This window comes from Neobacillus sp. Fa239 (genome assembly GCF_055395235.1).
Window position 1 is genome coordinate 5,665,001 of sequence record NZ_AP041611.1, and the last position, 12,947, is coordinate 5,677,947.

Below are 12,947 nucleotides of genomic sequence, written 5' to 3' on the forward strand. Positions count from 1 at the left end.
TTATAATTTCTGCTTCCTTAGAAAAATTCCGCATATATATACATAATTTTGTCGAGTTGAGTCATTGGTATGAAAGCGGTTAAAATAGTAAGTATTAAGGGGTAGGAGGAATAATGATGAAAAAGCTTTCTATAATTGGGATGCCGATGGATTTAGGTCAAATGAGAAGGGGCGTCGATATGGGTCCGAGTGCGATCCGCTATGCTGGAATTAATGAGCGCCTTAAACCATTATTTGATGAAATTCAAGATTTGGGAGATATTGCAATTGGAAGACCTGAAGTCGTTATCGATAAAGAATCAAATCTTCGAAATCTAGACTTGGTTGCAGAAAAGAATTCGATGCTTGCTGAAAAGGTCGATGAAGTCATCCAGGCTGGATCCTTTCCGCTTGTTCTGGGTGGAGACCACAGCATTGCAATCGGCACTTTGGCCGGTGTTTCCAAACACTATAAAAACCTTGGGGTTATTTGGTATGATGCACATGGTGATTTGAACACAGCGGAAACGTCACCAACAGGAAACATCCATGGAATGCCTTTAGCTGCAAGTTTAGGATTGGGTCATCCATTGCTTACACAGATAGGCGGCTATGGACCGAAAGTAAAGCCAGAGAATGTGGTGTTAATTGGTGCAAGAGCACTTGATGACGGTGAGAAGGATTTAATTAAAGAAATTGGTATGAAAGTTTATACGATGCATGAAATTGACCGTCTGGGAATGACAAAAGTGATGGAAGAAACGATTGCCTATCTGAAAGAGAGGACGGACGGAGTCCATTTATCATTAGACTTAGATGGTCTTGATCCTGGTGATGCACCGGGTGTCGGTACTCCGGTCATGGGTGGGATCAGCTATCGTGAAAGCCACTTGGCGATGGAAATGCTGGAAGAATCAAAAATTATTACCTCTGCTGAATTTGTTGAAGTAAATCCGATTCTGGATGATAAAAATAAAACAGCAACTTGCGCTGTTGCTCTAATGGGTTCATTATTTGGAGAAAAACTATTATAGATGAAAAGCAGCGTTTGCTGCTTTTTTTTTAGTTTCGAACCCATTTTAGTAAATTTTTGCTAATATTAAAGGTATTGAGAAGTTTTTTCGTTTTTAACGGAACTTTTTCGCTATCGATTCGTAATATCGAATAGCCGCATTGGAGCGGAGGTAAATAGATGGAAGCGGTCATTAAAAAGAGAATTAAACAGGTAATAAAGGGAGATCAAGATGCATTTGGAGAAATCGTTGAAATATACAAAAATAGTGTCTATCAGCTTTGTTACCGGATGATCGGAAATCAACATGAAGCAGAAGACCTCGCACAAGAGGCGTTCCTGCGGGCTTATGTGAATATAAAATCCTTTAACCAAGAATTGAAATTCTCTACCTGGCTTTTTCGCATTGCAACCAATTTATGCATTGATCGAATTCGAAAAAAGAAGCCGGATTATTATTTGGATGCAGAGGTTTCAGGAACGGAGGGATTAACGATGTATTCGCAAATTCCTTCTGGCACTCCACTGCCTGAAAGTCAGCTGGAGAGTTTAGAGCTCCATGAGACGGTACAGAAGGAGATCCTAAAACTTCCAGAAAAATATCGTACAGTGATTGTTTTAAAATATATTGAGGAATTATCATTAAATGAAATTAGCGAGATTCTTGATTTGCCTTTAGGTACAGTCAAAACAAGAATCCATCGTGGACGGGAAGCATTACGACAACAACTACGGTATGTTTGATAAGAGGTGAAACCAATGAAATGTTCGGATCAAATCATTGAATTAATACATGAATTTTTAGATGAAGAAATCGAACTTGAAAATGAACAGCTATTAAGAAAACACCTCCAGCAATGTAAAGATTGTGAAACCTTATTTCAAGAGCTGAATAAGACCATTGCGTTTGTCAAAAGCACTGCATCAATGCAGGCACCGCCTGATTTCACAGCCAATGTCCTTGCAAAACTCCCGAAGGAAAAGAAAAGGATTGGTATTGAGCGTTGGTTGAAAAGCCACCCATTGGTAGCCGCGGCCTCATTATTTATCATTTTAATGCTCGGAAGTTTAGTTTCGAACTGGAGCCAGGACCGTGATTTTTCTGTCACGAAGCAAAAAAATTTAATCGTAAAAAACAATACCGTCATTGTACCAAAGGGTAAAGTTGTGGAAGGGGACGTCATTGTTCAAAATGGAAAAATCAAAATTGAAGGTGAAGTAAAGGGCAATGTCACTGTGATTAACGGTGAAAAATATATGGCTTCTGCCGGTCATGTAACGGGGAAGGTCTTCGTCGTCAATAAAGTCTTTGATTGGATTTGGTACTACATGAAAAAAACGGCCAACGATTGTTTAAACGTTTTTGACCAAATAGGAGAAAAATAAAAAAATCACTCGGCCCCGAGTGATTTTTTTTGAAATCAATATACATATAATAGGTACAAGTTGGTTTTATGGTATAATGTATTGGTTATTTGTTTCAATGGATTCTAAGCGAAATTACGGAGGAAAAACCATGCTGTTACCTGATTTCACATTATGGAAGTATCTTTCCAGTATTGTTGATATTCTCCTCGTATGGTATGTCATTTATAAGCTGATAAATGTTATTAGGGGAACAAAAGCTGTTCAATTACTTAAAGGGATCATTGTCATCCTGCTTGTAAGAGTTGTCAGTGATTATTTAGGATTAAAAACCTTAAGCTGGATCATGCAGCAGGCCATTAATTGGGGCTTTCTTGCCATCATCATTATTTTTCAGCCGGAACTCAGAAGAGCCCTTGAACAACTGGGGAGAGGCAGATTTTTCTCAAGGAGTTCTAATCCGGATGATGATAACCAGGAAAAAGCAATTTCAGCCATTCTAAAAGCAACAGATTACATGGCAAAACGACGGATCGGTGCCTTGATTTCGATTGAAAGGGAAACGGGCATGAGTGATTACATAGAGACGGGAATTCCGCTTGATTCAAAAATTTCATCTGAATTGCTTATCAATATTTTTATCCCTAACACACCACTGCATGACGGAGCCGTTATTATTCAAAAAAATATGGTATCGGCAGCGGCCTGTTATCTTCCATTATCAGAAAGTCCCTTTATTTCAAAGGAGCTAGGCACAAGGCATCGCGCTGCACTTGGAATTAGTGAAGTAACCGATAGCGTAACCATTGTCGTGTCAGAAGAAACCGGTGGAATTTCATTAACGAAAAACGGGGAGCTGCATCGTGATTTAAAAGGTGATGAATTTAAGGAATTGCTCTCAGATGAATTATTCATTAATAACAAGGTCAAACAAGCTTCCTCAGCTCGTTGGAACTGGAGGGGGAAGAAAAATGGATAAATGGATGGATAATCCTTGGTTTATTAAAATCATTTCCCTGCTGCTAGCCATTCTGCTTTATTCATCTGTTCCGTATACAAGCAGTAAATTAACCGACATCAATGTGCCAGGGGAACAGACGACTGCGACCATAACAGATGTACCAGTTAAAGCGTATTTTGATACTGAAAATCTGGTTGTGACCGGTATACCTGAAACTGTGGCGGTCACGATAAAGGGACCAATGCCGCATGTACAGTCTGCAAAGGCGTTAAGAAACTTTGAGGTCTATATAGATTTGACGAAGGCGAAAATTGGAAACCAAAGGGTTAAAATGAGAATTAAAAACTTATCAGATAAATTGACGGCGACCATTGACCCATCGTATGTAGATGTATCGGTTCAAGAAAAAGTTACAAGGGAATTTAAAGTTGACGCTGAATTTAATAGCAGCCTGCTGCCGTCCGGGTATGTGGCAGGTCAGCCTCTAATTCAACCGAATCAGGTGAAAATTACGGGTGCAAGTAATGTAGTCGACCAAATTTCTTATGTCAAAGCTACATTAGATTTAGATCAAGGCGTTACGTCCGATTTTACGAGAGATGCACACGTACGGGTCCTTGACCGAAATTTAAATAAATTGGATGTTGTCGTGGAACCGGACACAGTCAGAGTTACTGTTCCAGTTACAGCCCTTAGTAAAAAGGTTCCTATTGATATTATTCAAAAAGGAACACCGCCAACAGGAATTTCGATTGACTCCATCACCCTGGATAAACCGGAAGCCACGATTATTGGCAGTGAGGACGTCTTAAATAATACAGACCGTGTCCGAATTGAAGTGGATGTCAGTAAAATAGGGAGTAATACGACCTTGACCCTGCCGGTGATTATTTCAAATGGGATTACGAAGGTTACACCAGAGGTTGTAAAAGCCAAGATCGTAGTTAAAAAACAAAGCGCAACAACTATATCAGGATTGCCTATAAAAATAGAGGGGTTATCAGAAAATTATAAGGCTGATATAACCGATGGAAGCATTGATTTATTCATTAATGGACCAAGCTCTATCATTAAAAATTTAAATCCTAATGACTTTAATGCTTTTATAGATGTAACAAAGCTTAAAGAAGGGGCACATAAAGTGGAAATCCAAGTGGAAGGACCACCAAATGTAAACTGGGAGCTTGACCATTCTACAGCAAACGTCACAATAGCTAAAAATAACGCCTAAACCTTGCAATATATCATGAAGGAGCGATTTTTAAAATGGGAAAATATTTCGGTACCGATGGGGTTCGTGGAGTCGCAAATAGCGAATTAACGCCTGAATTTGCTTTTAAATTAGGCCGTTTCGGCGGTTTTGTATTAACGAAGGATAAGGACCGGCCAAAAATACTTATCGGGCGTGATACCCGTGTATCAGGACATATGTTAGAGGGGGCTCTTGTGGCAGGCTTGCTGTCCATCGGTGCAGAGGTCATGCGATTAGGGGTTATATCCACCCCCGGTGTATCCTATTTAACTAAGGCATTAGGAGCGCAAGCAGGAGTTATGATTTCTGCTTCCCATAATCCTGTCGCAGACAATGGAATTAAATTCTTTGGACCAGATGGCTTTAAGCTTTCTGATGACCAGGAATTGGAAATAGAAAAATTAATTGATTTGCAGGAAGATCATTTGCCTCGGCCAGTTGGTTCAGACCTTGGACAGGTCATGGATTATTTTGAAGGTGGACAAAAATATCTGCAATATTTAAAGCATACGGTGGACGAAGATTTTTCAGGTATTCATATTGCTTTAGATTGTGCGCATGGGGCCACATCTTCCCTTGCAACGCATCTATTTGCTGATTTAGATGCGGACTTATCCACGATGGGAGCGTCCCCGAATGGACTTAACATCAATGCCGGAGTTGGTTCAACCCATCCCGAGGCCCTTGCAGCATTAGTAAAAGAAAAGGTTGCAGACGTTGGACTTTCCTTTGATGGAGATGGAGACCGTCTCATTGCTATTGATGAAAAGGGCAATATTGTTGATGGTGACCAAATCATGTACATATGCGGTAAGTATATGAAAGAGCATGGCCGCTTAAAGCATAGTACGGTTGTTTCTACGGTAATGAGTAATCTTGGTTTCTATAAAGCATTGGAAAGTCACGGCATCCATAGTGTTCCAACAGCAGTTGGCGATCGATATGTAGTGGAAGAGATGAAAAAAAATGGCTACAACCTCGGTGGGGAACAATCTGGCCATATCATTTTCTTGGACTATAATACAACAGGTGACGGATTGCTGACAGGTCTGCAATTAGTAAATATTATGAAAGTAACTCATAAATCATTATCTGAACTGGCTGGTGAAATGAAAAAATTCCCACAAAAGCTAGTGAATGTAAGGGTCACAGATAAGCACCATGTGACGGACAATGAAAAAGTTAAAACCGTTATTGAGCAGGTAGAAGCGGAAATGGCGGGTGACGGTCGAGTTCTTGTCCGCCCATCCGGAACTGAACCGCTTGTGCGAGTTATGGTCGAAGCCTCCACAGAAGAGCTTTGCACAGCTTATGTGAATCGAATTGTCGATGTGGTGAAGGAAGAAATGGAATTAAAAGAGGTATAGTCGTCCATTTTCATATGCACAAGGGACCTTTTGCTCCCTTGTGCATATTTTATTATGTATGATTTGTTATTATTGGAAAAAATTTAGTTGACGAATTTCTTCCAATCATGTAAGATGAATCTGCTTTGTTTTATTAAAGCATCTTAAATAGCGAAAGGTGGGCAGCGAGGATAGATTTATCTAAAGCGCCTGAACTAATCTGGAGCGATTAGATTAGTTGACGAGGAGGAGGTTTATCGAAACTTCGGCGGATACCTCCCGGTTGCGATGCACAACCGTCAGTTCTTCCTTAAAACTCCTAAGGCAACTTGGGGTACAAAGGGAAGAAAATGCACAGTTTAATGAGTATAAAGAAAATGATTAAATCAGAGATAAGGGGGCGAGTATGCCCCAAGCATTCTTGCCCCCTTTATTAGGGAGGAAAAAGAATTATGTGTGGAATTGTTGGATATATCGGTAATAATGATACGAAAGAAATTTTATTAAAGGGCTTAGAAAAGCTTGAATATCGTGGATATGACTCAGCTGGTATTGCTGTAATAAATGAAAATGGCGTTCATATTTTTAAAGAAAAAGGGCGCATTGCAGATTTGCGCAATATTGTAGATGAAGAAGTAATGGCCAAGATCGGAATTGGCCATACACGATGGGCAACACATGGTGTTCCAAGCAAAACTAATTCCCACCCGCACAAAAGCACATCTGGCCGTTTTACGCTTGTTCACAACGGTGTGATTGAAAACTATGATCTTTTAAAGCGTGAATACTTGGCAGATGTTACTTTTACAAGTGAAACAGATACGGAAGTTATTGTACAGTTGATTGAGCGTTTTTTAAACGAAGGCTTGGAAGTCATTGAGGCATTCCGTAAAACATTGACTCTTTTAAAAGGTTCTTATGCGCTTGCCTTATTAGATGAGCAAAATCATGACACCATTTTTGTTGCGAAAAATAAAAGCCCGCTCCTAGTGGGGTTAGGCAAAGACTTTAATGTTGTCGCAAGCGATGCAATGGCCATGCTTCAAGTGACGGACCAATATGTTGAATTAATGGACAAAGAAATCGTAATTGTGAAAAAAGATCATGTAACGATTCAAAATCTAAACGGTGAGACGATTAACCGCGAACCATATACAGCTCATCTGGATGCAAGTGATATTGAAAAAGGCACTTACCCGCACTACATGTTAAAAGAAATTGATGAGCAGCCGCTTGTTATCCGCAAGATTATTCAAACGTACCAAAATGAGCAGGGGGAATTGACCATTGACACTGATATCATCAGTGCCATGAATGATTCTGACCGTATCTATATTGTTGCGGCGGGAACTTCTTATCATGCGGGCCTTGTTGGAAAACAACTCATTGAAAACATGGCAAAAATTCCGGTTGAAGTTCATATTTCCAGTGAATTTGTCTATAATATGCCGTTGTTATCGAAAAAGCCGTTGTTTATCTTTATTACACAAAGTGGAGAAACGGCAGACAGCCGTGCCGTACTTGTAAAAGTGAAAGAAATGGGCTATCGTACGTTAACAATTACGAATGTTCCAGGTTCAACACTTTCACGTGAAGCAGATTATACATTGCTGCTTCATGCCGGTCCAGAAATTGCCGTAGCTTCAACAAAGGCTTATACAGCTCAAATTGCTGTGCTTGCGATTTTGGGGGAAGTTACAGCGAAAAGCCAAAACATTAAGGTTGATTTCGATCTTGTGCATGAACTTGGAATCATTGCGAATGCGATGGAAGTTCTATGTGATTCTAAAGAGCTGATTGAGTTTATCTCAAGAGAATTCTTATCTGTTACACGCAACGCCTTTTTCATCGGCCGCGGTATCGACTACTATGTAGGCCTAGAAGGTGCCTTGAAGCTGAAAGAGATCTCTTATATTCAAGCTGAAGGCTTTGCTGGAGGAGAATTAAAGCATGGAACGATTGCTTTAATTGAAGAAGGCACGCCGGTCATTGCGCTTGCAACCCAAAACAATGTAAACTTAAGCATTCGTGGAAATGTAAAAGAAGTGGCTGCGCGCGGGGCAAACACTTGCATCATCTCCATGAAAGGCTTGGAAATGGACGATGACAGCTTCGTTATTCCAGAAGTACATGAATTATTAACACCACTTATCTCTGTTATTCCAACGCAATTAATTGCGTACTATGCAGCACTTCACCGTGAATGCGATGTTGATAAACCACGTAACTTGGCAAAATCAGTGACTGTTGAATAAATCCTTGTGAGGACTGAAAGAAAGCGGGAATTACCGCTTTCTTTCAGTCCTTTTTTTTGTCCAATGGTTTTATTATTGCAAGGAGAATATCGCTATTTTGTAGAAATTGTTAATGAATTTATCCGAATGGACATACTGTGAAGTAAGTATGTCTTATTGAGGTGATTGGGTTGGGGAAATTAGCGAAATTCGGAGATCTTTATTGGGAAGCAATAACCTTAAAACATGTTTCAAAAAAAGAAATTGTAGTTCCATATCTACTATTTGTTTTGATTGCATTGATTTTTGAGGTATTTTTAGCGGTTCTTTTCACAATATCTAGTTTCATCTTTTATTCATATCGTTTTAGTCCCAGCCTTGGATATTATATTAGTGGGGCAGCTTTGACCCTACTATTGATTAAAACAATCTTTATCTTAAAAAAAGTAATAAGTAAATATAAGCTGTCTAGTGTCACACGTGGAGCGTCTTAAGGAAGAGTTCGGGAACGTACAAAGCTAATATAAGTGCAAGAATTTACAATACTATTAGGTTTCGAAATGTGGTGCTCGAGGACACAACTAGATGAAAAAGAGAACAAAGTGTCCTCGAAGAAGCCGCTCGAGGACACAAAGAGGTGAAAAAGAGAGCAAAGTGTCCTCGGAGAAGCCGCTCGAGGACACAAAGCGATGAAAAAGAGAACGAAGTGTCCTTGAAGAAGAAGTTCGAGGACACAAAGCGGTGAAAAAGAGAACAAAGTGTCCTCGAAGAAGCCGCTCGAGGACACAAAGAGGTGAAAAAGAGAACAAAGTGTCCTCGAAGAAGCCGCTCGAGGACACAAAGAGGTGAAAAAGAGAGCGAAGTGTCCTCGAAGAAACCGCTCGAGGACACAAAGCGATGAAAAAGAGAGCAAAGTGTCCTCGAAGAAGCTGCTCGAGGACACAAAGCGTTGAAAAAGAGAACGAAGTGTCCTTGAAGAAGCTGCTCGAGGACACAAAGCGATGAAAAAGAGAACGAAGTGTCCTTGAAGAAGAAGCTCGAGGACACAAAGCGATGAAAAAGAGAACGAAGTGTCCTTGAAGAAGTAGCTCGAGGACACAAAGAGACAAAAAAGAGACCGAAGTGTCCTCGAATAGGCATCATCACTCGTAATAAGAAGCGTGGCCATGCTTCACAATCTTAAAGTTCCTCTTCAGAATCCTGCTAATCCTCTTTTTACTTTCAATCATCTTACACCATTCAAAAACCAAATTCGTTGTAATCTTCATTTCAGGAAATAACAACTTCAACTCCTCCACGCAACGCAATACTGCAGCCTCCACATCCTCTTCCGCCCCACAATCATGACAAACACATTTCCTTTCACCGACAGAAATTTGAAACGAGTTACAAGTTGCACAAGTAAGCCCTTTTTTGAGGTGTTCGTACGCATATTGAGGCAGCAATGAATTGCGCGATTTGGTTTTATGGCCGGCAATTAATTGATTAGCAAGCTTTGTATGTTTTTCATTTAAATTTGTGGGATGCATATTTAACTTTTTCAAAAAGCGGTTTAGCTGTGAGGGAAGAATAATTGGCTGGTCTCGAGGTGTTTGGAGTAAGGCGAATTCGGGGTTAACAAAGACAACATAGCCTTCCACCGTTAAATTGCAATTAAGACTTTGGAGGTACTGGCGAAGAAGGGATAAACTTCGACTTAATTGGTCAAGTGGATTATTGATTAGTCTTCCTGCGCTCGTATAGAATTTACCTCCCTCAAAATAATAATCCCCTTCAAAATTTTTCACTTCAAAGATTTTAACTGTTTTTTGAATAATAGTAGAGTCAATCTGAAATTCAGTGTTGTTAATCTCGAGAAGTAAACCCCTTAAAATATGACATTCATTTGTAAGAAACTTCTCTGTCAATTTGTCAAACATCACTTCGCCTTCAAAACCTTTTTCACGGTGTAAATAGTACTTTTTGTCATTTTCCGATAAATTCATACGCTTGTTCAGCAATCTGTAAATAATTAAGTCATTAGGCACTGGGCGGGGCATATTAACCATATACCACAACCTTTCAAAATTCCTAAGTTAATTTTATAAAAGATGGATGACTCTAAGTATGAACACTTTGTTAACATTTTCTGTATATCTTCACACCGATTCTGGGAAGCCTTTTTATCCTCCCATGCTTAATCATTTGGCAGGTGGGTGTCAGGCATTACCGCTCAACCGGGTCGTAATTTCATTATGTAGATAAGGCACTTGCTTCCAGCGCAAGTGCCTTATGATATTTTGAAAGAATTTTTTAAAAAATCAGCCAGAATAGAAGTATAATAGATAATATATGGACTTCAAAGTGGGAGGAAATACATATGGAAAAACCAATCAAAGTCTACCGGGGGGAATATCTTGAAAGCACGCATGATATTCATGTGGCAGTCGTTAATCCAAAAGGAGACTTGCTATACTATTATGGAAATCCTGATCGAGAAACTTTCCCAAGGTCGTCAATGAAGCCGTTTCAAGCCGTTGCCGTTTTAGAAACGGGTGCTGCTGACGCCTATCAATTTGAAGATAAGGATATTTCGCTAATTTGCGCTTCACACAGTGGTGAGCCAAGGCATCGTGACCGTGTGATGAAAATAATGAATCGGATCAATTTAGAAGAGAACCGTCTTCAGTGTGGAACCCATATTCCAAGGGATATGGATAGCTACAATGCGTTAATAAAATCAGGTGGAGAGCTTACCCCTGTTTACAGCAACTGCTCCGGGAAGCATTCGGGAATGTTAACCGCCGTTGTTCATAACAAAGAGGATGTAAGCAGCTACCGTGAACTGAGTCATCCCCATCAACAGCGGATTTTATCGGCGATTGAGGATATATGCGAATATCCAAAGGAGAAATTGGGGATCAGTGTGGACGGCTGCGGAGTGCCAGTACATAGACTGCCATTAAAAAATACCGCACTGGGATTTGCACGGTTAGCCCAGCCTCAGGGTAAACACGGTGAGGCACTTGAAAGAATCCGCAATGCCATGATGCGGCACCCGGAAATGGTGGGCGGAAAAGACCGTTTTGATACGGATTTAATGAATGCCTTTAATGGAAAAATTGTTGCCAAAGGCGGGGCGGAAGGAGTCCAGTGCATCGGTATTGTGGGTGAAGGCCTTGGCATTACCATTAAGGTGGAGGACGGGAATGCAAGAGCAACCAGTGTTGTCGCCATGGAAGTATTAAAGCAGCTGGGAATTGGAGATGAATCGATTTATCAACAATTAGAACAATATGCAGATGCACCTGTTTTAAATGCAAGAAATGAAAGAATCGGCCGGATAGAGGCTGAATTTGAACTTTTAAAAAATTAGGCTGTGTTAAGCACGAAGGTCGATTGTTTACAACTGTTGATTGGAGTGGAGGGCGCTCGACTCCTGCGGGAGCAGCGGGACAGGTGAGACCCCACAGGCGCTTAAGCGCCGAGGAGGCTCACCGCCCGCCCCGCGGAAAGCGAGCTTCTTGAACGGAAATCAACCACCATGTTTAACTGAGCCAAAAACCAAAAGGATGACAATAGATGAATAATCATTATGATGTAGTAATTGTAGGCGCAGGATCTATGGGAATGGCGGCAGGTTATTATCTATCAAAGCAAGGAATAAAAACCCTCCTGCTTGACAGCCATAATCCCCCGCATGATAAAGGAAGCCATCACGGAACAACGAGAATTATCCGCCATGCATACGGCGAAGGTAGTCAATATGTTCCAATGGTATTAAGAGCGCAAGAATTATGGGAGCAATTACAGCAGGAAGCAAATCAAGAATTATTTTTGCAAACAGGGGTTCTTTGTGCAGGAGCACCAGGATCTGCCTTTACAAACGAGGCAATTCAAAGCGGAAGGGAATATTCTTTGCCGATTGAGGTCTTATCCGACAAAGAAATAGAGTATCGCTGGCAAGGGTTTACCTTTCCAGAAGGGTATTTCGGCTGCTTTGAACCTAAAGCAGGGGTTTTGTACAGCGAAAAATGTATACAGGCTTTTCGTGATCTTGGCACCTCGAATGGAATGACTTTACTTCCTTACACGAAGGTTGAAAAAGTGGAAGTCCATGCAAACGGTGGCATCATTCAAACGGCCAGTGACACCTATTATGCTGATTTTATTGTGATGAGTGCCGGTGCGTGGTCTGGAAAACTATTAGAAGAATTGGGACTGGATTTACCACTTCAGCCAACAAGAAAGACGGTTTCATGGTTTGAATGTGACCGGGAATTATTTGAACCTGGATTATTTCCTGCCTTTTCGGTAGATACCCTTCATGGTCAGTATTACGGTTTTCCCGATATTGGCGGCAGCGGCTTTAAAATTGGACGACATGATGGTGGAAAAAAGGTCGACCCGGATGGGTGGATTGTACCCTACGGATCCGATGATGAAGCGGAAATCCGACCATTTTTAGAAAAATTTATGCCGCGTGCGAACGGCTCTTTATTAAAGGGAAGTATCTGTTTATATACTTTCACACCAGATGAGAATTTTATTTTAGACCAGCATCCAGAGTTTCCACATCTCTTTATTTCGGCAGGTTTTTCTGGTCATGGCTTCAAATTCTCGAGTGTTGTTGGTGAGATCATCAGTCAGGTGATCACAAAAGGAAAATCCAATTTTGACCTAGCTGGTTTTTCTATAAGAAAGTAGGATAAGACGTCCATGGGGGCGTCTTTTCTTTTTTAAGAAATATAATAGCAATATTGTGCTAAAATTTCGAAATATTATCTAGAGTAAGTTGCCTTGTAAATCGATATAATCA

The 12,947-nt window shown here is 40.5% G+C and carries 11 protein-coding genes; 10 read left to right on the forward strand and 1 reads right to left on the reverse strand.

Annotation, left to right across the window (positions count from 1 at the left end):
• The first annotated feature begins 116 nt into the window (after window positions 1–116).
• The 8 genes from rocF to ACZ5XR_RS28140 all read left to right on the forward strand — a co-directional run bounded on the left by rocF (window position 117) and on the right by ACZ5XR_RS28140 (window position 8,643).
• On the forward strand, window positions 117–1,013 hold the full coding sequence (gene rocF / locus ACZ5XR_RS28105) for an arginase (protein ID WP_464502459.1): 897 nt from the start codon (window positions 117–119) through the stop codon (window positions 1,011–1,013).
• Window positions 1,014–1,171: 158 nt separating this feature from the next.
• Window positions 1,172–1,735, forward strand: coding sequence for an RNA polymerase sigma factor SigW (gene sigW / locus ACZ5XR_RS28110; RefSeq protein WP_464499673.1), 564 nt, complete (start codon window positions 1,172–1,174; stop codon window positions 1,733–1,735).
• 15 nt (window positions 1,736–1,750) lie between these two features.
• The gene (locus tag ACZ5XR_RS28115) at window positions 1,751–2,377 is read left to right on the forward strand and encodes a zf-HC2 domain-containing protein (protein WP_464499674.1); all 627 of its coding nucleotides are present in this window, start codon (window positions 1,751–1,753) and stop codon (window positions 2,375–2,377) included.
• A gap of 130 nt (window positions 2,378–2,507) precedes the next feature.
• Window positions 2,508–3,335: a diadenylate cyclase CdaA gene (gene cdaA, locus ACZ5XR_RS28120; RefSeq protein ID WP_464499675.1), complete on the forward strand. Its 828-nt coding sequence runs from the start codon at window positions 2,508–2,510 to the stop codon at window positions 3,333–3,335.
• A complete protein-coding gene (locus ACZ5XR_RS28125; protein WP_464499676.1) occupies window positions 3,328–4,548 on the forward strand; it encodes a CdaR family protein in 1,221 nt (406 codons plus the stop codon). Before cdaA ends, ACZ5XR_RS28125 begins: the two co-directional genes overlap by 8 nt.
• A 35-nt stretch (window positions 4,549–4,583) precedes the next feature.
• Window positions 4,584–5,936 carry a phosphoglucosamine mutase gene (gene glmM, locus ACZ5XR_RS28130; protein ID WP_464499677.1) on the forward strand — a complete coding sequence of 451 codons (1,353 nt, stop codon included), beginning with the start codon at window positions 4,584–4,586 and terminating at the stop codon, window positions 5,934–5,936.
• A gap of 431 nt (window positions 5,937–6,367) precedes the next feature.
• Window positions 6,368–8,170 carry a glutamine--fructose-6-phosphate transaminase (isomerizing) gene (glmS, locus tag ACZ5XR_RS28135; protein WP_464499678.1) on the forward strand — a complete coding sequence of 601 codons (1,803 nt, stop codon included), beginning with the start codon at window positions 6,368–6,370 and terminating at the stop codon, window positions 8,168–8,170.
• Between the two features lie 170 nt (window positions 8,171–8,340).
• The gene (locus ACZ5XR_RS28140; protein ID WP_464499679.1) at window positions 8,341–8,643 is read left to right on the forward strand and encodes a hypothetical protein; all 303 of its coding nucleotides are present in this window, start codon (window positions 8,341–8,343) and stop codon (window positions 8,641–8,643) included.
• 648 nt (window positions 8,644–9,291) lie between these two features.
• Here the strand turns inward: ACZ5XR_RS28140 and ACZ5XR_RS28145 are convergent.
• Window positions 9,292–10,197: a nuclease-related domain-containing protein gene (locus ACZ5XR_RS28145; protein ID WP_464499680.1), complete on the reverse strand. Its 906-nt coding sequence runs from the start codon at window positions 10,195–10,197 to the stop codon at window positions 9,292–9,294.
• A 311-nt stretch (window positions 10,198–10,508) separates the two neighbouring features.
• Between ACZ5XR_RS28145 and ACZ5XR_RS28150 the strand changes: the two genes are divergently transcribed.
• Complete coding sequence (locus tag ACZ5XR_RS28150) at window positions 10,509–11,504, forward strand: asparaginase (RefSeq protein WP_464499681.1); 996 nt, start codon at window positions 10,509–10,511, stop codon at window positions 11,502–11,504.
• 206 nt (window positions 11,505–11,710) lie between these two features.
• Window positions 11,711–12,835 carry an N-methyl-L-tryptophan oxidase gene (gene solA, locus ACZ5XR_RS28155; RefSeq protein WP_464499682.1) on the forward strand — a complete coding sequence of 375 codons (1,125 nt, stop codon included), beginning with the start codon at window positions 11,711–11,713 and terminating at the stop codon, window positions 12,833–12,835.
• The last annotated feature ends 112 nt before the right edge of the window (window positions 12,836–12,947 follow it).